The organism is Sphingomonas elodea ATCC 31461 (assembly GCF_000226955.1).
Lineage (GTDB): Bacteria > Pseudomonadota > Alphaproteobacteria > Sphingomonadales > Sphingomonadaceae > Sphingomonas > Sphingomonas elodea.
The window spans coordinates 73,063-98,616 of the sequence record NZ_AGFU01000006.1 but is presented as its reverse complement, the minus strand read 5'-3'; the positions used below and the strand labels follow the sequence as shown (position 1 = coordinate 98,616).

The 25,554-nt window shown below is 68.3% G+C and carries 20 protein-coding genes and 1 tRNA gene; 10 read left to right on the top strand and 11 right to left on the bottom strand.

Going from position 1 to position 25,554, the window contains the following annotated elements:
• Positions 1-128 precede the first annotated feature (128 nt).
• Together KK7_RS0102900 and KK7_RS0102895 are read left to right on the top strand one after the other, a co-directional pair.
• Positions 129-2,261 (top strand): AsmA family protein, encoded by a 2,133-nt coding sequence (locus KK7_RS0102900; protein ID WP_010543144.1) that lies wholly within the window; start codon positions 129-131, stop codon positions 2,259-2,261.
• Positions 2,262-2,302: 41 nt separating this feature from the next.
• Positions 2,303-3,418, top strand: a complete 1,116-nt coding sequence (locus tag KK7_RS0102895) for an SGNH/GDSL hydrolase family protein (RefSeq protein ID WP_010543143.1) — start codon at positions 2,303-2,305, stop codon at positions 3,416-3,418.
• Between the two features lie 7 nt (positions 3,419-3,425).
• On the opposite strand, the gene hisN is transcribed toward KK7_RS0102895, so the two are convergent.
• Positions 3,426-4,208 (bottom strand): histidinol-phosphatase, encoded by a 783-nt coding sequence (hisN, locus tag KK7_RS0102890; RefSeq protein ID WP_010543142.1) that lies wholly within the window; start codon positions 4,206-4,208, stop codon positions 3,426-3,428.
• Positions 4,209-4,278: 70 nt separating this feature from the next.
• Between hisN and KK7_RS0102885 the strand changes: the two genes are divergently transcribed.
• The 4 genes from KK7_RS0102885 to KK7_RS0102860 all read left to right on the top strand — a co-directional run bounded on the left by KK7_RS0102885 (position 4,279) and on the right by KK7_RS0102860 (position 8,613).
• On the top strand, positions 4,279-5,340 hold the full coding sequence (locus tag KK7_RS0102885) for a phospholipase A (protein ID WP_237709117.1): 1,062 nt from the start codon (positions 4,279-4,281) through the stop codon (positions 5,338-5,340).
• A gap of 53 nt (positions 5,341-5,393) precedes the next feature.
• Positions 5,394-5,945 carry a peroxiredoxin gene (locus KK7_RS0102880; RefSeq protein WP_010543140.1) on the top strand — a complete coding sequence of 184 codons (552 nt, stop codon included), beginning with the start codon at positions 5,394-5,396 and terminating at the stop codon, positions 5,943-5,945.
• Between the two features lie 257 nt (positions 5,946-6,202).
• Complete coding sequence (locus tag KK7_RS0102875; RefSeq protein ID WP_010543139.1) at positions 6,203-7,258, top strand: GGDEF domain-containing protein; 1,056 nt, start codon at positions 6,203-6,205, stop codon at positions 7,256-7,258.
• 497 nt (positions 7,259-7,755) lie between these two features.
• On the top strand, positions 7,756-8,613 hold the full coding sequence (locus KK7_RS0102860; RefSeq protein ID WP_010543138.1) for an SDR family oxidoreductase: 858 nt from the start codon (positions 7,756-7,758) through the stop codon (positions 8,611-8,613).
• Between the two features lie 18 nt (positions 8,614-8,631).
• Here KK7_RS0102860 and KK7_RS0102855 read toward each other — a convergent pair whose 3' ends face one another.
• From KK7_RS0102855 to KK7_RS0102820, 8 genes are all read right to left on the bottom strand, one after another.
• A complete protein-coding gene (locus KK7_RS0102855) occupies positions 8,632-9,246 on the bottom strand; it encodes a YbhB/YbcL family Raf kinase inhibitor-like protein (protein WP_010543137.1) in 615 nt (204 codons plus the stop codon).
• A gap of 55 nt (positions 9,247-9,301) precedes the next feature.
• Entirely contained in the window at positions 9,302-9,973 is a 672-nt protein-coding gene (locus KK7_RS0102850; protein ID WP_010543136.1) for a glutathione S-transferase family protein, read from the bottom strand.
• 171 nt (positions 9,974-10,144) lie between these two features.
• Positions 10,145-14,665 (bottom strand): glutamate synthase large subunit, encoded by a 4,521-nt coding sequence (gene gltB, locus KK7_RS0102845; protein ID WP_010543135.1) that lies wholly within the window; start codon positions 14,663-14,665, stop codon positions 10,145-10,147.
• Positions 14,666-14,711: 46 nt separating this feature from the next.
• Positions 14,712-15,476 carry a DUF2059 domain-containing protein gene (locus KK7_RS0102840; protein ID WP_010543134.1) on the bottom strand — a complete coding sequence of 255 codons (765 nt, stop codon included), beginning with the start codon at positions 15,474-15,476 and terminating at the stop codon, positions 14,712-14,714.
• Entirely contained in the window at positions 15,476-16,165 is a 690-nt protein-coding gene (locus KK7_RS0102835) for a DUF2059 domain-containing protein (RefSeq protein ID WP_010543133.1), read from the bottom strand. Before KK7_RS0102835 ends, KK7_RS0102840 begins: the two co-directional genes overlap by 1 nt.
• Entirely contained in the window at positions 16,162-17,625 is a 1,464-nt protein-coding gene (locus tag KK7_RS0102830; protein ID WP_010543132.1) for an NAD(P)-dependent oxidoreductase, read from the bottom strand. The genes KK7_RS0102835 and KK7_RS0102830 overlap by 4 nt, the downstream gene beginning before the upstream one ends.
• A 122-nt stretch (positions 17,626-17,747) precedes the next feature.
• Positions 17,748-18,554 (bottom strand): undecaprenyl-diphosphate phosphatase, encoded by an 807-nt coding sequence (locus tag KK7_RS0102825; protein ID WP_010543131.1) that lies wholly within the window; start codon positions 18,552-18,554, stop codon positions 17,748-17,750.
• Between the two features lie 75 nt (positions 18,555-18,629).
• Entirely contained in the window at positions 18,630-19,565 is a 936-nt protein-coding gene (locus tag KK7_RS0102820) for a complex I NDUFA9 subunit family protein (protein WP_010543130.1), read from the bottom strand.
• 145 nt (positions 19,566-19,710) lie between these two features.
• Here KK7_RS0102820 and KK7_RS0102815 point away from each other — a divergent pair.
• Together KK7_RS0102815 and KK7_RS0102810 are read left to right on the top strand one after the other, a co-directional pair.
• Positions 19,711-19,797 (top strand) — tRNA-Leu (locus tag KK7_RS0102815).
• A 331-nt stretch (positions 19,798-20,128) separates the two neighbouring features.
• A complete protein-coding gene (locus KK7_RS0102810; RefSeq protein ID WP_010543129.1) occupies positions 20,129-21,760 on the top strand; it encodes an alpha-L-fucosidase in 1,632 nt (543 codons plus the stop codon).
• A 39-nt stretch (positions 21,761-21,799) separates the two neighbouring features.
• Here the strand turns inward: KK7_RS0102810 and KK7_RS0102805 are convergent, their stop codons facing one another.
• Positions 21,800-22,414 carry a hypothetical protein gene (locus tag KK7_RS0102805; protein ID WP_010543128.1) on the bottom strand — a complete coding sequence of 205 codons (615 nt, stop codon included), beginning with the start codon at positions 22,412-22,414 and terminating at the stop codon, positions 21,800-21,802.
• A gap of 111 nt (positions 22,415-22,525) precedes the next feature.
• Here KK7_RS0102805 and KK7_RS0102800 point away from each other — a divergent pair, with 111 nt between their 5' ends.
• Positions 22,526-23,197, top strand: coding sequence for a response regulator (locus tag KK7_RS0102800; RefSeq protein ID WP_010543127.1), 672 nt, complete (start codon positions 22,526-22,528; stop codon positions 23,195-23,197).
• Entirely contained in the window at positions 23,194-24,495 is a 1,302-nt protein-coding gene (locus tag KK7_RS0102795) for an ATP-binding protein (protein WP_010543126.1), read from the top strand. The genes KK7_RS0102800 and KK7_RS0102795 overlap by 4 nt, the downstream gene beginning before the upstream one ends.
• Here KK7_RS0102795 and KK7_RS0102790 read toward each other — a convergent pair.
• Complete coding sequence (locus tag KK7_RS0102790; protein ID WP_010543125.1) at positions 24,492-25,526, bottom strand: LacI family DNA-binding transcriptional regulator; 1,035 nt, start codon at positions 25,524-25,526, stop codon at positions 24,492-24,494. The genes KK7_RS0102795 and KK7_RS0102790 overlap by 4 nt on opposite strands.
• Positions 25,527-25,554 lie beyond the last annotated feature (28 nt).

Genomic DNA, 25,554 nt, shown 5'->3' with positions numbered 1-25,554 from the left:
TTGCAGACAGCCTCGGCAGCCCTATTAGCCGGACGGTCTCTCGATCGCGGAAAGGCGGCCCATTAGCGGATGGATCCGCGATATGCAACCACCGGGGAACTGCACGTGCAGAAGGGATTTTGAGGTTCATGGCCGATCCGGACAGCCCCGTTCTCGCCGCCGAACAGGCGCCGCCGCCCCGACCGGTGCGCGCGATGGGCGCGCCGCTCGCCGCGACGATCGCGGTCGTCACCAGCCTGGTGGGGCTGATGGTGCTTGCCTGGGCCATCCTGTTCGTCACCAAGGGCCGGTTCCTCAAGGGGACGTTCGAATCGATCGCCAGTTCGAGCGCGGATCGGAAGGTGCGGGTGGCGGGCGACTTCCAGCTCTATTTCGCGCCGTTCAACCTGAAGTTCGTTGCCGAGAGCCTCAGCGTCGAGAACCCGGACTGGGCCGGCACCAGCCCCTTCTTCACCGCGAAGCGAATCGACGCGCGAATCGCCACCTTCTCGCTTCTCGCGGACCAGAAGCGCTTCCGGTGGCTCGGCCTCACCGACGGGCGAATCGACCTGCAGTGGGACCGCGACGGCAAGCAGAATACATGGACCTTCGGCAGCGGCGGTGGAAAACCGCTGACCATGCCGCTGATCCAGCGCGCGAGAATCGCCGGCACCCAGATCCGTTATCTCGATCCGCGCCATCAGTTGGACGCGGCGATTCGCGTCGACACCGTGGCGGCCGAGGACAATCGCTTCGCCGACACGATCCGCTTCGACGGCAACGGCACCGCGCGCGGCGCCCGCTTCACGCTGGCGGGCGCCCTGCTGTCGTCGAACGCGACGCTGGCGGGCGGCGAGAACCGGCTGCGGCTCCATGCCGAGGGCGTGCGCAGCCAGGTCGATATCGCCGGCACCCTGCCCGGCGCGACGGTGCTGGAAGGCGCCAAGCTCCATATGGACCTGCGCGGGCAGAACCTTGCCGACGTCTTCCTGCTCGCCGGCATCGCCGTGCCCGACACGCGGACCTATCGGCTGACCTCGGTCGTCACCAGGGCGGGCGACGAATGGCGCTTCACCGGCATGAAGGGCCGGTTCGGCGACAGCGATCTCGCCGGCAAGTTCACGGTGAAGCTCGGCGAGCCGCGCATGCTGCTGACTGCCGACCTGTTCACCCATGTGCTCGACATCGTCGATGCCGGGCCGTTCATCGGCTACAATCCCAATGCACTGGCGGCCCAAGGTGCGCAGGCGGCGGTGACGCAGGTCTCGGGCACGCCGCGGCTGCTGCCCGACGCGCCGCTGCGGATCGAGGCGCTCAAGAATTTCGATGCCAAGGTGCAGTGGCAGGTGCGCACCGTCCGCGCGCCCAATCTGCCCGTGTCGAACATCGAACTGGGCCTCGACCTCAATGACCGGCTGCTCAAGCTGAGCCCGCTCAACTTCAGCCTGGCGCGCGGCACGGTCACCTCGGACATCAGCATCGACGCGCGCAAGACGCCGGTGTTCACCACCTACGACATCCGCCTGTCGCCGACGCCGATGGGCGTGCTGCTCGCAGGCTTCGGCGCGGAGCAGTCCGGCACCACCGGCATGCTCAAGGCGCGTGTCCAGATGAACGGCAGCGGCAACAGCGTGCGTGATTCGCTCGGCACCGCGAACGGCCGGATCGCCGTGATCCTCCCCAAGGGCGATTTCTGGACGCGCAACACCGAGCTCGCCGAGTTCGACATCGGCACCTTCGTCCAGAAGATGTTCGAGAAGAAGCTGAAGGAGCCAGTGCAGATAAATTGCGGGCTGATCGGCTTCACCGTGCGCGACGGCGTGGCGGCGGCGGACCCGATCCTGATCGACACGCAGAAGAACGTGATGCTCGGCCGCGGCGGGTTCAGCTTCCGGAACGAAACGATCGACCTCGCCTTCCGCGCCGATTCGAAGCGGTTCAGCCTGTTCTCCGGCCAGTCGCCTGTGGGAATCGGCGGTTATTTCGCCAAGCCGGGAATCGACGTGATCAGCCCGGAGCTGGTCGGGCGCGCGGGCGCCGGGCTCGGCCTCGGTCTCGTCGCCTCGCCGCTCGCGAGCGTGCTGGCGTTCGTTGACTTCGGCGATGCCAAGGCTGCCGATTGTGGGCCCGTACTGGCGGGCGCCACCGCCGCAGGCCAGCGCGACGTGACGGGCCGTCCGCGCGAGGATGTCGGCCGCGGCACCACCGCCAAGGCGGAGAACGGCAGAACGAACGCGGGCGAGGCCAAGCGGCAGCGCAAGAAGTTCCTCGGCATCTTCTGAACGCTTGCGACCCGCTGGGCGGTGCGCGCAGAGTGCCCGCGATGCTGCGCTTCCTTTGCCTCGCCGCTGCGCTCGTGATCGGCGGAGACGTGCGCCCGCCGCTCCGGGTGATCGTCGGCGGCCAGCACCCGGGCGCCGTAGACGCGCTGCCCCTCCACGTCGGCGGCCGCGTGGATCGCTCCGGAGACGGATTCCGCCATCAATGGCCCGGCATCTATGTCGAGGCGGCGTTCCGGGGCAGCGCGGCGACGCTGCGCTTCGACGACCCGATCAACGAATGGCGGCTGAGCGTCGACGGCAGTCCGGCGGTGACCATCGATCGCCCCGGCCGCTCCGACGTGACGATCGACAACCTGGCGCCGGGCGACCACCGCCTCCGGATCGACAAGATGACCGAGAGCACCGCTCCGGCCCGTTTCCTTGGTGCTTTCGTTGCCAAAGGACAGACCCTACCCGCACCGCCGCCTCGCCAACGTCAGATCGAGTTCATCGGCGACTCGTCCATGACAGGCTATGGCGCCCGCGCCGACCATGTCGATTGCACGCAGGCAGAGGTTCGAACCACCACCGATACGCCTGACGCCTTCGCAGCGCTTGCTGCGCAGCATGAGAATGCGGATTATCAGATAAACGCCGTCTCCGGCCGCGGGCTTATCCGCAATTTCGATGGCACGGCGCCGGATGGGACCATGGCAAAGCTATGGCCGCGTCGCCTGCCCGTCGAGCCCGCCCCGTACCAGGATCTCGCCTGGCAGCCGCAGATCGTGGTGCTCAAGCTGCAGGCCGATTTCGTCGGCTTCCGCCCCGATGCGCGCTGGCCGACGCTTGAAGCGCTGGTCGCCGATTATGCGGCCAGCTATGGCCGCTTCCTCGTCCAGCTCCATGCCCGCTATCCACGTGCCGTGTTCATCCTCTGGTGGTTCGACACCAGCGGCGCCCCGCCTGAACAGGCCGCGATGCTGCGCAACGCGGAAACGCGGATCAGCGATGCCGCCCGTACGGCCGGCGTGCGCGACCTGCTGTTTCTGCCCTTTCCCGCCACCGAGTCCCGCGGCACCGCCTGCCACGGTCATTATGGCCTCGAGGCGCAGCGCCAGATCGCCGACTGGCTGGTTCACGCCATCGACGCCCATCCCGGCTTCTGGGACGGGCGCTGATTCCGGCTCAGTGCCCCCGGCAGGCCATCGCGTCGAGGATATCGTCGATCCGCGCCGGGTCGCCAGCCGCGATCACTTCGCCCTTGCTGCCGGCATGGAGCGGATCGCCCTGCCAGTCGCACATCCGCCCGCCCGCGCCTTCGATCACCGGGACCAGCGCCGCGAAGTCGTGGAGCTTGAGGCCGGCCTCGACGACGATGTCGAGCCAGCCGCTCGCCACGCAGCCATAATTGTAGCAGTCGCCGCCCAGCACGGTGCTCATCACCTGCGCGTCGAGATGCTCGAAGGCGTGGAGCTGGCCGTCGTCGAACAAAGCGGGCGAGGTGGTGCCGAGGATCGCCTGGCCCAACTCGCGGCAGATACGCGTGCTGGCGGGCTTGCCGTTGAACAGCGTCTGTCGCCCGGTGACACCCAGCCAGCGCTCGTTGATGATCGGCTGGTCGATCACGCCCAGTACCGGCCAGCCGTTGTCGACCAGCGCGATCAGCGTGCCGAATACCGGCCGCCCGGCGATGAACGCGCGCGTGCCGTCGATCGGATCGAGCACCCATTGCCGCCCGCTGGTACCTTCGCGCACGCCGAATTCCTCGCCGATGATCCCGTCCATCGGCCGCTCGGCGATCAGCAGCTTGCGCATCGCCTCTTCGCCCGCGCGATCGGCGAGGGTGACTGGAGACTGGTCCTCCTTCGCCTCGACGCCGTGTTCGGCGCGGAAATAGGGGCGGATCGCAGCACCCGCCGCGTCGGCGAGGCGCGCGGCAAGCGCGATGTCGGTTTGGGAAACGGCCATGGTCCTGCCCTACAAGGCCGATTTTGACTCGCCAAGGTCACAAACGCCTGTCACTTCGCCGAACATGCGTGTGTTCGCTGCTCTTCCGATGCTCGGCCTGTCCATTATCGCGGTTCCCGCGCTGGCGCAGGTCCGTGCGGTGCCGGCGCAGCCCGCCTCGGAGCAGGCGGCACTCCGCGGGGTGGAGGTGTTCCTCGTCAACGAGACCGAGGCGCCGATCGCCGATGCCGGCCCCCGCCAGATCGAAGTGACGGCCGCGGACGGCACAAGGCTGATGCTGGAGCGCACCCCCGGCCCCACGCCGACCATCGCCCCCCATGGGTTCGCCAAGGCACGCTATGTGCCGGTGGGCGTCGCCGGCGTCGCGCTGCCGCCTGCCGCACAGCATCGACCCGCCGAGATCCCCGAGCAGGAGACCGTGGTGCAAAGCTCGACCGGCAGCTCCAGCGGCCTGCTGGCCCGGTTCGAGCCGCATGAGCCGGTCTATGGCGCCTTCGGCCTGAGCGACGCGGGCGGCAAGCTGCAGCTGAGCTTCGCGGTGCGGCCGTTCGCGGAGGATGCGCCGCTGCAACTGGGCAACCTCCGCTTCGCCTATACCCAGACGATGTTCTGGGCGCTGAACGAGCCGTCGGGACCCTTCCGCTCGACCAACTATGCCCCCGAACTCTACGCCGACATCCCCGTGGACGAGTCGACCCGCGTGGCGATCGGCTGGCGGCACGATTCAAACGGGCGCGGCGAGCTCGACTCGGTCGACATCAACCGCATCTTCCTGCGCGGCGAGAAGACGTTCGACCTGGGCAGCGACTGGCGGCTGGACGTGGCGCCGCAGGCCTGGGTCTATGTCGGCAACAGCGGCACCTTCCACGACATGAAGGAGTATTTCGGCTATACCGGCCTCGCCGCCTCGATCCAGCAGAAGGACGGGATCAAGCTGGCGCTTACCGCCCGCGGCAATGTGAAGACCGGGCGCGGCGCGGCCGAAGCGTTCGTCTCCTACCCGCTGCGCCGGTTGGGCGGCGGCCTTGGCATCTACCTCTTCGGACAGGCATTCACCGGCCATGGGGAGGCGCTAGACCGGTACAACGTCAACGACACGCACGCGCGGATCGGCATCGCCTTCACCCGCTAGCCGCCGCGCGGATGCTGGCGTAGACAGATGCGCAACCATCCAGGGAGACCGATATGCGCCTGAAGCTCGCCCTTGCCGCCCTTGCCCTGCCCCTCGCCATGATGCCGGCGAATGCGTCCCTTCCCGCCGGTGCCAAGGCCCCCGTGTTCACCGCCAAGGGCGCGGTGGCCGGCAAGCCGATCAACGTCGACCTGAAGGCCGCGCTGAAGAAGGGCCCGGTCGTGCTCTACTTCTTCCCGGCCGCCTTCACCTCGGGGTGCAATGCCGAGGCGCATGCCTTCGCCGAGGCGCTGCCCGATTTCACCAAGGCGGGCGCCACCGTGATCGGCATGACCGCCGGCAATGTCGACCAGCTGGAGCAGTTCAGCAGCCAGTATTGCGCCGGCAAGTTCGCGGTTGCGGCCGCGTCGCCCGAGATCGCGCAGGGTTATGACGTGCTGATGAAGAAGCCGGACGGCACCGCGGCCAAATACACCACCCGCACCAGCTTCGTGATCGCGCCAGACGGCAAGGTGCTGTTCGTTCATTCGGATCCGAATCCGGCCGACCATATCCGCCTGACCCTGGCGGCGGTGCAGAACTACCGGAAGACGCACAAGGGCTGATCCCGAGTCGGGAGCCGATATCGCTCCCCATGCCATCGCCGATCCGGAGGCGTTAATCCTCCGAATCGGAATGGTTGCGTGTGCTACATATTGAAAAGCGCTGATTTTAGCCGGCAATATGCGACTGGATCGTCGACGGACTTGTCCGCCGACGGCCATCGTGAAGCGATTGGCAACCAGATATTAGCACTCTCCGCTTATTCCTTTTTGGTAACATGGCGATCTGGAAGCCGTGATTGCACGGGGGTTGGGAGCGTATGCGCATCGCGCGTGCCGTTCGTTCGGAAGCAGGACAGGGAGAGGGCCGAGCGCTGTTCGAGCGGATCGGCGCGTTCCTGGTGGATCAGCGCCTCGATCCGACCCCGACCCACTACGCCTTCGCGCACCGGCTGTTCACCGACCCGGATGACACGCTGGCCCGTGCGGTGGAACTCATCACCGACCGCGGCGTCCGCATCACGCCGCGCGACATCCAGACCCTGACCGCCGACGAGCGCACCGAGGAACGCGCGGAATCGGACGTCGACCTGAAGGCACGCGCGGAAGGACTGGTCGCCCGCACGCAGATGCAGGTCGAGGGCTTTGCCGACATGGTGACGGCGATGCGTGCCGAAACCGTCGGGTTCGGTCGCGATCTTGCGGCAAGCGCCGAAGCGATCTCCAGCGCGAGCGATGCGCCCCAGGCGGACGACATCGCCCGGATCACCGCCGCGATGCTCGAGCGCGTCCGCGTCGCCGAGGAGAAACTGGAGACAACCACCCGCGAGGCGAACGATCTTCGCCAGAAGCTTGAGGAAGCGCGCGACAACGCCCGGCGCGACCCGCTGACCCAGTTGCCCAACCGCCGCGCCTTCGAAGAAGCCTTCGCCGCGCAGGAAAGCGCCGGCGGCCGGATGTGCATCGCGGTGTGCGACATCGATCATTTCAAGTCGGTCAACGATCGCTTCGGCCACGCCGTGGGCGACCGCGTGCTGCGCGTCATCGCCGATGCGCTCAGCCAGAGCTGCCGGGGCCACCTCGTCACGCGCTATGGCGGCGAGGAGTTCGCGATCCTGTTCACCGGCGTCTCGCTCGAGCGCGCGCAGCTGGTGCTGGAGGGCGCGCGCGCGACGGTCCAGGCCAAGCGCTACAAGCTGCGCGACAACGACGAACCGCTGGGAGCCATCACCTTCTCCGCCGGCCTGACGCCGGTCGCCCCCGGCGAAATGCACCAGACCGCCTTCCACCGCGCCGACAGGCTGCTGTACGCAGCGAAGAATGCGGGCCGAAACCAGATACAGATTGGCGAAGGTGGCGGCAAAAACCGCCGATAAATGGCATTTTTCGCCGATTGCGGATGCGTCTTCGAACCAGCTTTACCCGCGCCAGGGCTAGTGAATCAATATAATCAGTCACTTATGTAATCTGGCACGCTCCCTGCATAACATCTGGCATCGGTTGGCGGAAGGGTCCGCCAGCCGGAAGATCAGGGAGTATCCATCATGACCGCTCGTTTCGTCTCGCTGCACCAGACCGTTGCCGTCAGCGCCGCCGTCCTGCTCACCGCCGCGCTGGTGCTGTTCTCGACCCCGGTGATCCCGGTCGCCTGAGCCCCCTCGCAGTGCAGGAGAAGATCAGCATGTTCCGCAGCTTCATGTTCGGCGTCGCGTCGTTCGCCATCACCAGCGTTATGATCCTCGGCAGCGGCCTGCAGGGCTCCAGCCTCATCGGCTGACCCTGGCGGCCGCCCCGACGGCCCAATTTTCAGGAACTTACCGCGGCTACGCCCGCTTGTTCGGCACCCCTCCCCCCTGTTCCCGGAGACGAGCCGATGTCCGACCAATACACCATAGACCGAGTCCACGAGGATGCGCTCCCCGGTGAGGAGCGCTCCCTCGATCCCAAACCCGAATGGCAGCCGCGCTACCGCGGATCGGATCGCCTGAACGGCAAGGTGGCCATCGTCACCGGCGCCGATAGCGGGATCGGCCGCGCGGTCGCCGCGCTCTATGCCCGCGAAGGCGCCGATGTCGCCATCGTCTATCTGAACGAGCACCGGGATGCCGAGGACACCGCGCAAGCGGTGCGTGCCGAAGGGCGCCGAGCAATAACGATTGCTGGCGACGTCGGCGACAAGGCGTTCTGCGAAGAGGCCGTTTCCAAGGTAATTGCCGAGTTCGGCCGCCTGGACATCCTCGTCAACAATGCCGGGGAGCAGCACCCGGACAAGGATATCACCGACATCACCGAGCAGCAGCTCCGCCGCACCTTCCAGACCAACATCTTCGGGATGTTCTTTCTGGTGCAGGCCGCCTCGCCGCATCTCAAGGAAGGCGCCGCGATCGTCAACTGCACCTCGGTGACGATGTATCAGGGCGAGCCCGAGCTGCTCGACTACAGCGCGACCAAGGGCGCGATCACGGCCTTCACCCGCAGCCTGTCGATGAACTTGATCGAGAAGGGCATCCGCGTGAACGCGGTGGCGCCGGGCCCGATCTGGACGCCGCTCAACCCCAGCGGCGGCGCGAGCCCCGAGAAGCTCGAGCATTTCGGCGAGAGCGTGCCGATGGGCCGCCCAGGCCAGCCCAACGAGGTCGCCCCCGCCTTCCTGTTCCTCGCCTGCGAGGATTCGAGCTACATGTCGGGGCAGGTGCTCCACCCGAACGGCGGCACCGTCGTCAACGGCTGAGCATGCGCCGCGCCGGTCTCAGACCGGCGCGGCCTCACCGACCAGCCCCGTCGGCGCTTCCTCGCCGCGGGAATAGACACCGGTGAGCAAGCCGGCTGCCAGCACATGCCCGGCCATCGCCTTCACCAGCGCGCTGCGGCCGGGATTTTCCCCGATCTCGCAGCCGCCGCCCAGCGCGAACAGCTGAAAGGCATAGTGGTGCGGCCCATGGCCGGTCGGCGGATCGGGCGGCAGCCAGCCTTCGCCGAGATAGCTGTTGCGGCCGACATCCTTGCCTTCGGCATCGCCGGCGCCATCGGCGCGGATGGCGCCTTCCTTCAGGTCCCCATCGACGGGAAGGCCCCAGACCACCGCATGGACCAGCGGCTGGGGCGCGGGTGCGTCGGGATCCTCGACGATCAGCGCGAGACATTCGGTGCCTTCCGGCGCGCCCGTCCAGAAAAGCGGCGGCGATACGCCTGCGCCGTCTGCGGTGAAACGCTCCGGCAGGCGGCCGCCATTAGCGAAGGCCGGACTGGCGAGATGCAGCACCTCGAAGCTGCCGAGCTCCGGCTGGACGATCGCCAGCTTCCTGGCCCCGGCACGCAAGCCCTTGAGCGCGCTTCCCAGCCAGTGCGGTATGTGTTCGAGCATCGCGGTCTCTCCCGTTTGGCAGCCAAACGCGCCTGGTCCCGCGATTATCCCGCGGTCAGAGGTCGAGTTTCTCGTAATCGGCCGGCGGCGTGATTCCCTCCATCCGCTCGGCGAGCAGCTGGCGGAAGCTCGGGCGGCTCTTCATCCCGATATACCAGCGCTTGGCGAGCTCGTGGCTCTTCCAGTCGATCCCGCCCAGATAATCGGCGACCGAAATCTGCGCCGCCGCCGTGATATCGGCAAGGCTCATCGTCGCGCCCGCCAGCCAGGTGCGGTGGTCGAGCAGATAATCGATATAATCCAGATGGCCGACTGCGGCCTTCATCGCGTCGCGCAGCAGCTTGGCGTCGGGGGGCTGGCGATAGACGATCCGCTTGATCATCCGCTCGTGGAGCAGCGGCGCGGTGATGTCGCTGTAGAAGTTGTTGTCGAACCACACCACCAGCCGGCGGATCTCGGCGCGGTCGACGGCGGAACCGTTGAGCAGCGCATTCTTGCTCACCGTCTCCTCGAAGAACTCGCAGATCACGGTCGAGTCGATCAGCGTCACATGGCGCTCGCCGTCGATCATCACCGGCGTCTGGCCGGTGGGATTGAGGTCGAGGAATTCGTCGCGCCGCAGCCAGGGCGATTCGCGCACCGGCTCATAGGCGATGCCCTTCTCGCCGAGCAGGAGCCGGACCTTGCGCGAAAAGGGACAGAGCGGAAATTGAAGGAGCTGCCACATGGGAGAAGCCATAAGCAGCGGAAATGGGCCGGGGAAGACTCGTTATACGGCTCGCCGCATTTCCGGGGATCCAGCGGATGCCGGGCGCGCCCCATTCGGGGCACGACGGGCGAAGGTTTCCAAGCTCCCGCCAATGTCCAGGAGGTGGGGACGGGCCCCACCCCCTGTCGATCATTCTGCTGCCACCGCCTCGACCGTGTCGTTCAGCGGCTGGGGCAGACGGGTGAGCATTTCCTTCGGCACCACCTGCCAGAACTTGCCCGCCTCGCGGTCCCAGTCCTCCAGCAGGCCCTTCGACCACTTGCTGTCGGTCGCCTCGGCATGCGCCTCGACCAGCGACCGGAGCTTGGCTTCCCAATGGCTGGAAGCCAGCCGGTTCCAGGTGATGTTCTCCGGGTTGGCGTGGCGTTCGAAGCTGCCGTCGACATCATAGACGAACGCCATGCCGCCGGTCATGCCCGCGCCGAAGTTCATGCCGACGCGTCCCAGCACCACGGCGGTGCCGCCGGTCATGTACTCGCACCCGTTCGCGCCGCAGCCCTCGACCACCACATCGGCGCCCGAGTTGCGCACCGCGAAACGCTCGCCCGCCTGGCCCGCGGCGAACAGCCGGCCCGAGGTCGCGCCGTAGAGGACGGTGTTGCCGATGATCGTGTTGTTCCAGGATTCGATCGGCGAGCTGACCATCGGCCGCACCACGATCACGCCGCCCGACAGGCCCTTGCCGACATAATCGTTGGCGTCGCCGAACACTTCGAGCGTGATGCCCTTGCACAGGAACGCGCCGAGCGACTGGCCCGCCGAGCCGCGCAGCCGGACATGGACATGCCCGTCCGCCAGCGTCGACATGCCGAACTTGTTGGTCACCTCGGCCGAGAGCCGCGTGCCCACCGCGCGGTGCGTGTTGCGCACCGAATAGCTGAGCTGCATCTTCTCCCCGCGCGCGAACACGGGGGCGGCATCCTTGATCATCTGCGCGTCGAGGCTGTCCGGCACCGCGTTGCGGAAGGTGCTGAGGCTGAAGCGCCGCTCGGAATCATCCGCATCCACCTTGGCGAGGATCGGGTTGAGATCGAGATCGTCGAGATGCTCGGCGCCGCGGCTGACCTGGCGGAGCAGCTCGGTGCGACCGATCACTTCGTCCAGGCTGCGGAAGCCCAGCTTGGCGAGGATCTCGCGCACTTCCTCGGCGATGAAGGTCATCAGGTTGATGACCTTTTCCGGCGTGCCGACGAACTTGGCGCGCAGCTTCTCGTCCTGGGTGCACACGCCCACGGGGCAGGTGTTCGAATGGCACTGGCGGACCATGATGCAGCCCATCGCGACCAGGCTGAGCGTGCCGATGCCGAACTCCTCGGCGCCGAGGATCGCGGCGATGACGATGTCGCGCCCGGTCTTCAGCCCGCCATCGGTGCGCAGCTTGATGCGGCCGCGCAGGCCGTTGAGCGTCAGCGTCTGGTTCACCTCGGACAGGCCCATTTCCCAAGGCGTGCCGGCATATTTGATCGAGGTGAACGGCGACGCACCGGTCCCGCCATTATGGCCGGCGACCAGGATCACATCCGCATGCGCCTTCGCCACGCCCGCCGCGACCGTGCCGATGCCGGCCGAGCTGACCAGCTTCACGCACACTCGCGCGCGCGGATTGATCTGCTTCAGATCGTAGATCAGCTGCGCCAGATCCTCGATCGAATAGATGTCGTGGTGCGGCGGCGGCGAGATCAGCGTCACGCCCGGCGTCGCATGGCGCAGCTTGGCGATGAACTCGGTCACCTTGAAGCCGGGCAGCTGCCCGCCCTCGCCGGGCTTGGCGCCCTGGGCCACCTTGATCTCGATCTCGTCGCAGGCGTTGAGATATTCCGCCGTCACGCCGAACCGGCCCGAGGCGACCTGCTTGATCGAGGAGTTGGCGTTGTCGCCATTCTCATAGGGCTTGTAGCGCGCCGAATCCTCGCCGCCCTCGCCCGAGACGGCGCGCGCGCCGATCCGGTTCATCGCGATGGCCAGCGTCTCGTGCGCCTCGGGGCTGAGCGCGCCCAAGGACATGCCCGGGGTCACGAACCGCTTGCGGATCTCGGTGATCGCCTCGACCTGGTCGATCGCGACGCCGGTTTCCGGGAAGTTGAACTCGAGCAGATCGCGCAGGTACACCGGCGGCAAGTCCCGCACCCCGCGCGAGAAGGCGAGGTAGCTCGAATAGCTGTCGTTCGACACCGCCGTCTGCAGCTGGTGCATCAGCTGCGCCGAATAGGCATGCGCCTCGCCGCCCGCGCGCTGGCGATAGAATCCGCCGACCGGCAGCGTCGCGACTCCCGCATCATAGGCGGCCTCATGCCGCATCATCGCCGAGAGGTGGAGCGAGGCATAGCCCTCGCCCGAAATCTTGGCGGGCATGCCGGGGAACAGGTCGTTCACCAGCGCGCGGCTGAGGCCCACCGCCTCGAAATTATAGCCGCCGCGATAGGAGCTGATCACCGCGATGCCCATCTTCGACAGGATCTTGAGCAGCCCCTCGTCGATCGCCTTGCGGTGGCGCTTGAGGCAATCGGCCAGGCTGATCTCGCCGAACAGGCCGCGCGCGTGGCGATCGGCGATCGCGGCTTCGGCCAGATAGGCGTTCACCGTGGTCGCGCCGACGCCGATCAGCACCGCGTAATAATGGGTGTCGAGGCACTCGGCGGTGCGGACGTTGACGCTGGCATAGGAGCGCAAGCCCCGCCGCACGAGGTGCGTGTGCACCGCCGCCGCCGCCAGCACGCCGGCGATCGCGGCCTTGTCCGGCCCGCTATGCTCGTCGGTGAGGAACAGCTCGGTGCAGCCGGCGCGGACCGCCTGCTCCGCCTCGTGGCGGATGCGCTTGATCGCGAGCTTGAGCGATTCGGGATCTCCGTCCGCCGGGAAGGTGCAGTCGATCTCGGCCGCATTGGCACCGAAATGCGCGCGCAGGCGATGCCAGTCGGCATTGGTCAGCACCGGGCTTTCCAGCACCAGCACCGGGCTCCCCGCGCCCTCGGTATCGAGGATGTTGGCGAGGTTGCCGAACCGCGTCTTGAGCGACATCACATAGCGCTCGCGCAACGGGTCGATCGGCGGGTTGGTGACCTGGCTGAAATTCTGGCGGAAGAACTGGCTGATCAGCCGCGACTTGGAGGAGATGACCGCCAGCGGCGTGTCGTCGCCCATCGAGCCGATCGCCTCCTTCGAGGTCTCGACCATCGGCGCGAGGATCAGCTCCATGTCCTCCAGCGTCTGCCCTGCCGCGACCTGGCGGCGCGACAGTTCCGCGCGCTCATAATAGGTCTCGGCGGGTGCCGCGGGCAGGTCGTCGATCGACAGGAAGCCCTGCACCATGGAGGCGTAGTCGGCCTCGCCGGCGATCTGGTCCTTGATCGCACGGTCGTGGAGCAGCTTGCCCTCGTCCAGGTCCACCGCGATCATCTCGCCCGGCCCCAGCCGGCCCTTGGCGACGACGTTCGCCTCCGGCACCGGCACCATGCCGGTTTCGGAGCCGACGATCAGCAGCCCGTCCGAGGTCTGGGTATAGCGCAGCGGGCGCAGCGCGTTGCGGTCCATGCCGGCAACCGCCCAGCGGCCATCGGTCATCGCAAGCGCGGCGGGGCCGTCCCACGGCTCCATCACCGAGGCCAGATACTGGTACATCGCGGCGTGCGAGGCCGGCGTATCCTCGTCCTGCTGCCAGGCCTCCGGCACCAGCATCAGCTTGGCGGTGGGCGCGTCGCGGCCCGAGCGGCAGATCGCCTCGAACACCGCGTCGAGCGCGGCGGTGTCCGACGCGCCCGCCGGGATCACCGGCTTGATGTCCTCGCTCTGCTCGCCGAACGCGATGCTCGCCATCTTGATCTCGTGGCTGCGCATCCAGTTCTGGTTGCCGCGGATCGTGTTGATCTCGCCGTTATGCGCGAGGCAGCGGAACGGCTGCGCCAGCCACCATTGCGGGAAGGTGTTGGTGGAATAGCGCTGGTGGAAGATCGCCACGCGGCTCTCGAAGCGCGAATCCTTGAGGTCCGGATAGAAGTCGGACAGCGATTCGGCGAGGAAGAGGCCCTTGTAGATGATCGAGCGGCACGACAGCGAACAGATGTAGAAGCCGCCGACCTGGGCTGCGATCACCCGCTTCTCGATGCGGCGGCGGATCAGGTAGAGCTGGCGCTCGAACTCGGCGGCGTCCATCGCCTCGGGCATCGGCCCGGCGATCATGATCTGCTCGATCTCGGGGCGCGTCGCCTGCGCCTTCATGCCGATCACCGACACGTCGACCGGCACCTGGCGCCAGCCATAGATGGTGTAGCCCGCCTCGATGATCTCGCTCTCGACGATGGTGCGGCAGGTTTCCTGCGCCCCGAGATCGGTGCGCGGCAGGAAGATCATGCCGACGGCGAGGCGGTTCGGCAGCACGCGGTGGCCGCTGCCGACGATCTGCTCGTCGAAGAAGCGCAGCGGCAGGTCGACATGGATACCGGCACCGTCGCCGGTCTTGCCGTCCGCGTCGACGGCGCCGCGGTGCCACACCGCCTTCAGGGCGTCGATCGCCGACTGGACCACGCGGCGCGACGACTGGCCGTCGGTCGCCGCAACCATGCCCACGCCGCAGGCATCGCCTTCATATTCGGGGCGGTACATGCCCTCGCGGGCGAGGCGTTCGCGCTCGGCGGCCAGCTTGATGTCGTCCATGGTCTTCCTCGATCTTCGTTCGCGCATCCTCGGGGGGACGCGGTGCTTACTTCTTGGTGGGCTGGGCGGCCTTGCTTCCCAGCAACTTCTCGATCTTCGCGCGCTCCTGCGGCGTCAGGTCGGCCGGTTTGCGCGGCGGCGGCAGATCCTTGGTGCCGGCCTGGGCCGCCTGGATCACCGCCGGCATCTGCTTCATGATCTCCGGCATGGCTTCGGCCATGGCCTGCGCCATGTCCGGCCCCATCATTAGCTCCATCGAGCTGCGGGCATAGTGATCGCCTGCCGGTGTCGCGAAGAAGCGCTGGAGCTCCTGCAGCTCGGGCAGCGTATAGGCGCGGGCATAGGCCCGGGCGAACGCAACGCGCACCTTCGGCTCCAGCGTGGACATCAGCTTGCCCATCTCGCCCATCATCGCGCGCAGCGTCCGCTGCTGGCGTTCCTTCCAGTGCGGATCATAGATCTCCATCACCTCGCGCAGCGTGGTCTTGCCGAGCTGGGCCACCTCCTCCTCGGACAACCCGCCGATCTGGGCAAAGTCGCGTATCGGCAGATCGGCGGCGCTGCCGACCACCGTTTCCATCATGTGGTTGAGGTTCTCGCCCATCATCCGCTGGTACATGCCCGGCGGGATCAGCTTGTCGGCGAGCTCGCGCGCGACCGCGAGACGGGCGGGGTCCTGCGCCTCGACAGGGGCAGGTGCCGACGACCCGACGGCCACGGCGTGCGTCGTCGCGGTCTGCGCGACGGCGGGCGCGGCGGCGATCATCGTTCCCGCCAGCGCGCAGGCGGCGCTCCACCCAACGGTCCGCATCACTTTGCCTTCCCCTTCGCGAGAAACGCCTTCTCGGCAGCCACCCGCTCGGTTTCCAGCGACGCCGCGTTGCCGGTGGCGAGCTGGCGGCCCCAGGCCTTGGTAACCTCCATGATCCGGGTGTTGACCAGCTGCATCTTCTTGGCCGCCGAACTGGCGCCGAACGCGGTGAGGGCAGGATAATCGTCCTCGGTCAGGTCGGCCACCGCTGCCGCAACCGCGGTCTTCTGCCCCTCCTCGGCGCTGGTCGCCCCCTTTTCCTGCAGCGCGGCAGTGGCCCGGGCGCGCATCTTCATGCCCGTCGGGCTTTCGAAGAAGGTGATCGTGTCGACGATCTCCTCGGCCTCCAGCTCGTCGCGCACCACCGCGGCCAGTTGCTCGCGCAGGCTGGGCAGATCGGCGATGGCGAGCCGGGCGAGGTATTGCGAGACGCGTTCGGCGACGAAATCCTGCATGCCGGGATTTGCGTCATAGGTCTTCTTGACCTCGGGATTGCCGGCCAGGCTGGCGCCGAAGCCCTGGCGGAAGCCGATGCCGATCAGCGCGGGCATCTGCGCCTCGGGGATGATCAGCCCGGCAAGCCGCGCGGCGTCGCCCGCCTGGGGCGCACGCGTCTCGGGCCGGGTCTGCGCGACGGCGAGGCCGGGCGTGCCCAGCGCGAACAGCAGCGCGGCGGCGAAGGCCTTCATGCCAGGCTCGCTTCCCGTGCCGGTGCCGCGACCGGCACCTTGGCATGCGCCTTCATCCAGGCGTGCATGTGCGCGGCCACGTCGCGGCCGTCACGGATCGCCCAAACGACCAGGCTGGCGCCGCGGACGATGTCACCGGCGGCGAACACGCCGTCCATGCTGGTCATCATCGTCTTGCCGTCGGTGCGCAGCGTGCCCCAGCGGGTGACGCCCAGTTCCTCGGCGCCGAACAGCTTGGGCAGGTCCTCGGGCTCGAAGCCCAGCGCCTTGATGACGAGATCCGCCGGCATCTGCAGCGCCCCGCCGGGATCGACTTCCGGCGCGCGGCGGCCCGAGGCGTCGGGCGCACCCAGCCGCATCTTGGAGGCGCGCACGCCGGTCACCTGTTCGGGGCCTTCGAACGCCTCGGGCGCGGAGAGCCAGACGAACTCCACGCCTTCCTCCTCGGCATTGGCGACTTCGCGCTGCGAGCCCGGCATGTTCGCCCGGTCGCGGCGGTAGAGGCACTTCACCGATGCCGCGCCCTGGCGGATCGCGGTGCGGACGCAGTCCATCGCGGTGTCGCCGCCGCCGACGACCACGACATGCTTGCCGAGCGCGTTGAGGCTGCCGTCTTCGAACGCCGGCACGCTGTCGCCGAAGCTCTTGCGGTTGGAAGCGGTGAGATAGTCGAGCGCGTCGACCACGCCCTTGGCACCGACGCCCGGCGCCTTGATGCCGCGTGGCTTGTAGACCCCGGTGGCGACCAGGATCGAATCATGGCGTGCACGGAGTTCACCCAGCGTCGCGTCGCGGCCGACCTCGAAATTGCGGTGGAAGACGATGCCAGCCTGCTCGAGCCGCTCGACACGGCGCATCACCACGTCCTTCTCCAGCTTGAAGCCGGGGATGCCATAGGTGAGCAGCCCGCCCGACCGGTCGTAGCGGTCATAGACGTGCACGGCATAGCCATAGCCGCGCAGATACTCTGCGGCTGCAAGGCCCGCGGGCCCCGCACCGATGATGCCGACCGACTGGCCGCGGTCGCGCCCGACCTGCACCGGCTCCACCCAGCCTTCGGCCCAGGCGGTGTCGGTGATGAACTTCTCGACCGAGCCGATCGTCACCGAGCCGTGGCCCGAGAATTCGATCACGCAATTGCCCTCGCACAGCCGGTCCTGCGGGCAGATGCGGCCGCAGATCTCGGGCATGGTCGAAGTGCTGTTGGAGAGCTGATAGGCCTCTTTGAGCCGCCCCTCGGCGGTCAGGCGCAGCCAGTCCGGGATATGATTGTGGAGCGGGCAGTGCACCGAACAATAGGGCACGCCACACTGGCTGCAGCGACCGGCCTGCGATTCCGCATCGGGCACCGCATAGCGTTCCGCAATCTCGCGAAAATCTTCCGCACGCAGCTGGGCGGGGCGCTTGGCCGGATACGCCTGGGGGCGTCCGACGAATTTGAGCATGGGATCGTCAGCCATGCCGCCCCCGTACAGGAGAGCGAAACGACTATAAAGACAGCAATACTGACCTATATACCTTTAGAGCTCTAAAAAAGAGCGTTTACGCCTAAAAACTGCAATCATATAGGTCCGTATCGGCCTTAACGCATGGAAAGCCAAATCAGCGCGGTCGCGCCGGCAACGATTCGATACCAGGCGAAGGGCGCGAAGCCATGTTTGCTCACAATGCCCACGAACCACTTGATCACCGCCAGCGCAACGATGAAGGCCACGACGAAGCCGACGCCGATCTCGCCCCAGCCCACGCCGCTGGTCGTCAGCATCTCGCGGTTCTTGACCAGCTCCAGCGCGGTGGCGCCGAGCATCGTCGGGATGGCGAGGAAGAAGCTGAACTCGGCCGCCGTGCGCCGCTCGACGCCCAACGACAGCGCGCCCATGATCGTGGCACCCGAACGGCTGACACCCGGCACCATCGCGAGGCACTGGACGAAGCCGATGCCGATCACGCGTAGCACCGGAATCTCAGCGATGCCGTGGATGGTGGCCGACTTGACCAGACGCTCGATCACCAGGATCGCGACGCCGCCGACGATCAGTGCCCAGGCGACCACCTTGGGTGCGCCGAGCAGCGCCTCGATATGCTTGTGGAGCGCCAGACCGATGACCGCGGCGGGAATGAAGGCGATCAGCAGGTTGCGCACGAAGCGGATCGACACCGGGTTCAGCTTGATCAGCCCTTCGAGCACCGCCCAGAAGGTGCGCCAGTAGAGGACCACCACCGCCAGGATCGCGCCCAGCTGGATGACGACGTTGAACATCGCCCAGCGGGACGAATCATAGCCCATCAGCTCGCTGGCGAGGACCAGGTGGCCGGTCGACGAGACCGGCAGGAACTCGGTGACGCCTTCGACGATGCCGAGCAGAATCGCCACCAGCAGCGTGGTCATGGGGAGGCTCCTTGCAGGTTCGCGTGGCAGATCCGCGCCGCGCGGCCCTGACAAGGCCGCCCGGTCGGGAAGAAATCAGGCGGCGGTACGGAAGCGGCTGAAGCGGCCGGCCTGGCGGAAACGCACGAGCCAGCTCGGTGCCACCGCCGCCATCGGCGTCGGCGTCACGCCCAGCGCGGTGAGCCCCTCGGCGCCCGCGGGCACGACATTGTCGGCCTGGAGCATCGCGAACTGGTCGCGGGTGATCGGCGTGCCGGGCAGCGCGGCGATCAGGCCGCTCACCGAATCGGGCAGCTCGATCAGGCACGGCTTGCGGCCGATCGCACCGGCGATCCAGCGCAGCAGGCCGGTCATGCTCAGCACGTCGGGGCCGCCCAGCGCATAGGTCTTGCCGCCATGCGCGGCCGGATCGGCGAGCGCGGCCGTGACCGCCTGGGCGACATCGGCGACGAACACCGGCTGGAACCGGGTTTCGCCGCGCACCACCGGCACGATGCCGCGCGGCGCACCCGCGATCATGCCCGCGAAGCGATTCACGAACGCGTCTTCGCGGCCGAACACGATCGAGGGGCGCAGGATCGTCGCACCCGGGAAGGCGGCGAGCACCGCCTGCTCGCCGGCCGCCTTGCTGCGGCCATAGGCGGACGGCGACGCGGCATCGGCGCCAAGCGCCGAGATGTGCACCAGCGCGCCGGCGCCGGCCGCGCTGGCGGCTTCGGCAACGTTGCGCGCGCCGTCGACATGCACCTTCTCGAAATCGCCCGATAGGATGCCGACGAAGTTGACCACGGCATCGCTGCCCTGCAGCGCGCGGGCGAGTGTTTCCGGCCTGGTGATGTCACCGACGACGAGCTGGGTCTGGCCGAGGCCGCCCTGCGTCTTCAGGAACCAGGCGTCGCGGGGCTTGCGTTCGACAACGCGGACGCGCGCGCCGGCGGCGAGCAGCTCCTGCGCCACGTAGCGGCCCAGAAAGCCACCACCGCCGATCAGGGTTACCAGCCGATCCTTCATCTTGCGCCTCATTGCCTCGCGTAGCTCGCGGCCCCAATGCCGCCTGGACGGCTAAACGGCAAGCGCGACGCGAAGTCCAATATTTTTCGCAAAAAGTGTTTGACACCCCCCGCAAACCTCCACTAGAGGCGCCGGCCTACCCCGTGCCCAGATGGCGGAATTGGTAGACGCACCAGCTTCAGGTGCTGGCGATCGCAAGGTCGTGGAGGTTCGAGTCCTCTTCTGGGCACCACTTCCCCCATCGGGCGGGGACACAAAACCCCAATGCATCAAAACCCTGCGCGCTGGCCTCATGGCCGGCAGCGCTGCGGTTGGTTTGTCACCACCGCCCTCCGGTGATGCCGCCTTGTCCTTCCCGGCACGTCCTCTTCCCGGCCTGATTCCCGCGCACCGGTGCACGGCGAGCACGGCCGCTTGCGCCACGTCGATCGTTGGGCACATCCCCCGCGTTCGTGTAATCAATATCGCTCGTGAAATCTTATAAGCACTTGCGAAATTGAAACGCGGGACTAGCGTCTTCGCCGAAAGCGGGCCGGGCACCGGCGAACCGTGGAGGAGATACGATGCGCCTGGATCGTCGATCGATGCTGTCTGCCACCGGGCTGGGGCTCGCCTCGCTTGCCGCAAGGGCGCGCGCCGCGCAGGCCGGCGCGGCAGGGCCGTTCACGGGCAGCTGGCAGTCGCTGGTGCAGGGCTATCAAGCCCCCGACTGGTTCCGCGATGCCAAGTTCGGCATCTGGGCGCACTGGTCGGCGCAGTGCGTGCCCGAGGCGGGGGACTGGTATGCGCGCGAAATGTACCTGCAGGGCTCGCGCGCCTACAAGCATCACCTCGCCACCTATGGCCACCCGTCGCAGACCGGATTCATGGAGATGTACCCGCGCTGGACGGCGGCGAACTGGAACCCCGAGCGGCTGATCGATCTCTATCACCGCGCAGGCGCCAAATACTTCATGGCGCTGGCCAACCATCACGACAATTTCGACTGCTACGCCTCGCGCCATCACGCCTGGAACGCGACGCGGATCGGCCCCCGGCAGGACATTGTCGGGCGCTGGGCGAAGCTGGCGCGGTCGAAAGGCATGCGATTCGGCGTGTCGAACCATTCGGCACATGCCTGGCACTGGTACCAGTCGGCCTATGGCTATGATCCCGAAGGCCCGATGGCGGGCAAGCGCTACGACGCGGCCTGGCTGAACAAGGCGGGTGGTCGCGGCAAATGGTGGGACGGGCTGGACCCGCAGCAGCTCTATACCGGCGCGACCATGAAGCTGCCGGACGGCTTCACCACGATCAAGGATGCCAATGCCTGGCACGAGAAGCACGACCGGGTGTGGGACGAGGCGGCGCCGGCGGCGAACCCCTGGTTCACCAAGAACTGGTATGCGCGCTGCCAGGACCTGATCGACCAGTATCGACCCGACATGGTCTATTTCGACAATTTCACCCTGCCGTTGGGGCAGGCGGGCCTCGACATCACCGCCCATTTCTACAACCAGTCGATGCGCTGGCATGGCGGGCGCAACGAGGCGGTGGTGACGGCCAAGGGCACGCCGGCCGAACGGCGCGCCGGCATCGTCGACGATGTCGAGCGCGGCGTGCACGACGACATCCAGCCCTATCCGTTCCAGACCGACACCTGCATCGGCAACTGGCATTATGACCGCGCACTCTACGAGCGCGACGGCTACAAGACGCCCGCCAAGGTGCTCCACACGCTATGCGACGTGGTGTCGAAGAACGGCAACCTGATGCTGTCGGTGCCGATCCGCGGCGACGGCACGATCGACGAGAAGGAAGAAAAGGTCGTGGAAGGGATCGCCGCCTGGATGGGGCAGTATGGCGACGCGATCTACGGCACCCGGCCCTGGCGACTGTTCGGCGAAGGCCCCACGCGGCCGAAGAGCGGCGACTTCAACGAAGGCACCAAGGACTCGCCCTATACCGCGCAGGACGTGCGCTACGTCCGCAAGGGCATGGCGGTGCACGCGCTGGTGCTCGGCTGGCCCGACAACGGGGTGGCGACGCTGCCCGCGCTCGCCAAGGGCTGCACCGTCCGCCGCGTGACGCTGCCCGGGCACAGCGCGCCCCTCGCCTTCCGCACCGGCCCGGAGGGCGTGCAGGTCACCCTGCCCGAGGCGCGCCGCAACGCGATCGGCGTGGCGCTGATCGTGGAGGGCGACCAGCTGGTGTAACGGCCCCCGCACCGGACGGTGCGAGGGCCGGGACATGCCCTAGCGGCGCGGCGCCGCGCTGGGCGCGGGCGCGGGTGGGGGCGGCACGGCCGCCCCGGCGACCGGTGCCGCAGATGCCACGGGGGGCGATGCCACGCTCCCCTCGGGCGGCGGCGGAACCGCACCGGGCGGCGGAGGCGGCGGTGCGCCGGCACCCGGCGGCGGCGGAGTGCCCGGGCCGCCCGGCGGGAACGGCGGGCCTCCGCGACGATCGTGCGGCCCGTGCGGCGGCCTGCCGACAGCCTGCACATTGCCCTGCCCGTCGACCAGGAACGAGGCGTGCAATTGCCCGTCGGCATAGCGGCCCTGCACCGTCACCGTGCTGCCGCTGGTCACGCGGTCCCCCGCGGGTCCGACATCGACCAGCGCGCGGCCCGACCCATCCTGCAGCACGAAGCGATCGCCATAGGTCTCGGCGACGCGGCCCTTCACCGTCACGATGCCGCTGGTCTGCGACAGCTTCGCGGTCGCGGTCAGCGTCGCGGGCGCCATCTCCACCGGCGGCCGGGTGAGCTGCACCGCGCCGGCGCCGCCCGTCGCCCCAGCCACGAGCAGCGCGACGGCGGCGGCAGTCAGGCGGTGGCGCGGCGAGATCCGGGTCTTCCAATCGGTCATTCCATCAACTCCTCTTGGGTGTTCGATGCAGCCGTTCTACCGAGTCGGTCCCGACCCGCGCTGAACCCGGTGGTTCAGATTGGGTTTAGGGCGGGGAGCTAGGCGATACCCATGCGGATCCTGCTGGTAGAAGACGACCCCGATCTCGGCCCCGCCATCGCGCGGGCGCTGCGGGCGGAGCATTGCGCGGTCGATCTGGCGGCGGACGGCATCGATGCGCAGCATCTCGGCGAGACCGAGGCCTATGATGCGGCGGTGCTCGACCTGGGACTGCCGGGGCGCACCGGAGCGGAGATCCTTGCCGCCTGGCGCGCCGCGGACCGCACCCTGCCGGTGCTGGTGCTCACCGCGCGCGAGGCCTGGGCGGACAAGGTAACCGCGTTCAAGGCGGGCGCCGACGACTATCTGACCAAGCCCTTTCGCGTCGAGGAACTGATGATGCGGCTGCGCGCGCTGGTCCGCCGCGCCGCCGGGCATGCCCAGACTCGCATCGCCTGCGGCCCCCTCGCCTTCGAGAGCCAGACCGGACAGTTCGAGCTGGACGGCCTGCCGCTCAAGCTAACCGCCTTCGAATGGCGTGTGCTGTCGCAGCTGATCCTGCGCCGCGAGGTGGTGATCGAGCGGCTGGAGCTGCTCGAACGAGTCTATGAAGGCGATGCCGATGTCGATTCGAACAGCCTGGAGGTCATCATCGGTCGACTGCGCCGCAAGATCGGCGCCGAGCGGATCGAGACGGTCCGCGGACGCGGTTATCGGCTGACCTGCGGCGAGCCCGCGGCATGAAGCGCCGCTCGCTGCGCACCCGCATGATCCTGCTCTCCGCGCTGGCGACGCTGGTCGCGCTGGGGCTGGCCGGCTGGACGATGGCGGGCGTGCTCGGCCGGGTCGTCACCGGCGGGATCGACCAGCGGCTCGATGCGCAGATCGCCGTACTCGCGAGCGTGGTGCGCGACGACGGCAGCGTCGATCGCGACCGTCTGGCGGCCCGCCAGGGCAGCCTGGCCGCCGCGCCGGGCTGGCGCTGGCGGATCGAGGGGCCGACGGGCACCTATGGTTCGGCGGACTTTCCGGCGCTGCGCCCGCATCTGCCCGGCCCGGGCGGTGCGGACCTGCCGCCGATGCCGCTGGAGGGTCAGGACCGCCACGGCCGCGTCCATGCCCGACGCCTCGTGCTGGCGAGCAGCGCGGGGCCGGTGACGCTCACCGCCTCGGCCCCCGGCCGGGTCATCGGCCGGCCGATCCGCGACGCGCTGGTGCCGCTAGCCACGGTGATCCTGCTGCTCGCGCTGATCTTCGCGCTGTCCGCCTGGCTGCAGCTGCGCTTCGCGCTCCGCCCATTGGCGGTGCTGGTCGGCCAGATCGCCGCGATCCGCCGGGGCGAGCGCGAGTCCGTGGACGAAGCACAGCCGCAGGAACTGCAGCCGCTCGCCAGCGAACTCAACGCGCTCGCCGCGGCCAACGCGGCCACGCTCGCTGCCGCACGCGCCTCGGCCGCCAACCTTGCCCATGCGCTCAAGACGCCGGTGGCGACGCTGGCGCTGACCGTGGCGCCGGGCAGCCCCGAGGCCGCGCAGGTGCGCCGCATCGAAGGGGTGATCCGCCACACGCTCGCGCGCGCCCGCGCCGTCGCGGTCAACCAGCGGGCGAGCAGCGAGATCGCGCCGATTGCCGGCGATGTCGCGGCCGTGATCGGCCGGCTGCGGCCCGCCATCGCCATCGGGCTCGCGATCCCCGCCGGCCTCCGCGTGGCGATCGACGCGCACGACCTGGCCGAGATGCTCGGCAACCTGCTCGACAATGCCGCCCGCCACGCGCGCGCCACGGTTTCCGTTACGGCAGCCGGTGCATCCCCCGGAGAAGCCTGCGTGACGATCGAGGATGACGGACCGGGCATCCCGCCCGAGCGCCGGGAGCAGGTGCTGCAGCCTGGGGTGCGGCTGGACGAGGGGCCTGCCGGCGACGGCTTCGGCCTGGCGATCGTGCGCGACCTGCTGGCGCTCTATGGCGGGCGGCTGGCGCTGGAAGACAGCGCACTCGGCGGGCTGCGCGTCACGCTGCACTGCCCGGACGGAAGGGCCTAGGCAGGCGGCGCGGCCGTCGAGCTGCGAAGGACCATCTCGTGCTCCAGCACCAGGTCGCGTCCGGTAGGCGTCCGCCCCTCGCTGCCGCGCGCCGCATCCGCGACCAGCGCCAGCGCCTCGGCGGCGAGCCGCCGTACGGGCTGGTGGATGGTGGTCAGCGGCGGCCACAGGGTCACCGCCGCGGTCGTATCGTCGAATCCGACGACGGTGAGCTGGCGCGGAACGTCGAGCTGGCGGCGATGCGCAACCGAGACGACCGCCGCCGCCATATCGTCATTGCTGGCGAAGATCGCGGTCGGCGGTGATGGCCCGTCGAGCAGTTCCTCGCCGGCGCGCAGGCCCGAGGCATAGCTGAAATCGCCCTGGACCAGTTGCACGCTCGCATCGGGCGCGTCCCGCAACGCATCCTCAAGGCCCGCTCGCCGCTCGGCGCTGGCGGCCTGGTTTGGGTTCCCGGTCACGAAGCCGAGACGGCGATGCCCCTGATCGAGCAGATGACGGGTCATCTCGCAGGCGGCGCGGCGATCGTCGATGCGCACGCAGGTCGCGCCAGGCACGTGATAGGCGGCGATCGCGGCGACGGGGACGTCGAGCCCGCGCAGCGCCTTCAGCACGGCGCTCGCCTCGCCGAGCGGCGGCGCCAGCAGGATACCGGAAAGGCCGGCGGCCGCGAAGCGTGCCAGCGCCGCGGCATCGGGGGCCTTTCCGCCCTCGCCCTTCAACAGCACCAGCCGCGCGCCGCGGGTGGATGCCTCTTCGAACACGCCGGTCAGCAGTTCGCTCATGAAGGCAGCGCTGGGATTGGAATAGACCACCCCGATCCGCAGCTCGGCCGAGGTGACCAGGCTGCGCGCGGCGACGTTGGGGACATAGCTCAGCTCGGCGATGGCGCGCTCCACTGCCTCGCGGGTGGCGGCGCTCACCCCGCTGCGGCCGTTGATCACGCGCGATACCGTCATCGCCGAAACGCCTGCCCGCGCCGCCACGTCGATCACCGTGGCTCCCTGTGCCGGCCTGCCCGCCTTCGCCACGTCGTCCTTGCCTCCACCCGTAGATCAA

Coding starts and splice junctions, on each gene's coding strand:
- hisN (WP_010543142.1), bottom strand. CDS start 4,208: ATGGCCGTTTCCCAAACCGACATCGCGCTTGCCGCGCGCCTCGCCGAC.
- KK7_RS0102875 (WP_010543139.1), top strand. CDS start 6,203: ATGCGCATCGCGCGTGCCGTTCGTTCGGAAGCAGGACAGGGAGAGGGC.
- KK7_RS0102835 (WP_010543133.1), bottom strand. CDS start 16,165: ATGAAGGCCTTCGCCGCCGCGCTGCTGTTCGCGCTGGGCACGCCCGGC.
- KK7_RS0102805 (WP_010543128.1), bottom strand. CDS start 22,414: ATGACCGATTGGAAGACCCGGATCTCGCCGCGCCACCGCCTGACTGCC.
- KK7_RS0102795 (WP_010543126.1), top strand. CDS start 23,194: ATGAAGCGCCGCTCGCTGCGCACCCGCATGATCCTGCTCTCCGCGCTG.
- KK7_RS0102820 (WP_010543130.1), bottom strand. CDS start 19,565: ATGAAGGATCGGCTGGTAACCCTGATCGGCGGTGGTGGCTTTCTGGGC.
- KK7_RS0102800 (WP_010543127.1), top strand. CDS start 22,526: ATGCGGATCCTGCTGGTAGAAGACGACCCCGATCTCGGCCCCGCCATC.
- KK7_RS0102830 (WP_010543132.1), bottom strand. CDS start 17,625: ATGGCTGACGATCCCATGCTCAAATTCGTCGGACGCCCCCAGGCGTAT.
- KK7_RS0102850 (WP_010543136.1), bottom strand. CDS start 9,973: ATGTGGCAGCTCCTTCAATTTCCGCTCTGTCCCTTTTCGCGCAAGGTC.
- KK7_RS0102825 (WP_010543131.1), bottom strand. CDS start 18,554: ATGACCACGCTGCTGGTGGCGATTCTGCTCGGCATCGTCGAAGGCGTC.
- KK7_RS0102810 (WP_010543129.1), top strand. CDS start 20,129: ATGCGCCTGGATCGTCGATCGATGCTGTCTGCCACCGGGCTGGGGCTC.
- KK7_RS0102900 (WP_010543144.1), top strand. CDS start 129: ATGGCCGATCCGGACAGCCCCGTTCTCGCCGCCGAACAGGCGCCGCCG.
- KK7_RS0102855 (WP_010543137.1), bottom strand. CDS start 9,246: ATGCTCGAACACATACCGCACTGGCTGGGAAGCGCGCTCAAGGGCTTG.
- KK7_RS0102880 (WP_010543140.1), top strand. CDS start 5,394: ATGCGCCTGAAGCTCGCCCTTGCCGCCCTTGCCCTGCCCCTCGCCATG.
- KK7_RS0102860 (WP_010543138.1), top strand. CDS start 7,756: ATGTCCGACCAATACACCATAGACCGAGTCCACGAGGATGCGCTCCCC.
- gltB (WP_010543135.1), bottom strand. CDS start 14,665: ATGGACGACATCAAGCTGGCCGCCGAGCGCGAACGCCTCGCCCGCGAG.
- KK7_RS0102840 (WP_010543134.1), bottom strand. CDS start 15,476: ATGCGGACCGTTGGGTGGAGCGCCGCCTGCGCGCTGGCGGGAACGATG.
- KK7_RS0102895 (WP_010543143.1), top strand. CDS start 2,303: ATGCTGCGCTTCCTTTGCCTCGCCGCTGCGCTCGTGATCGGCGGAGAC.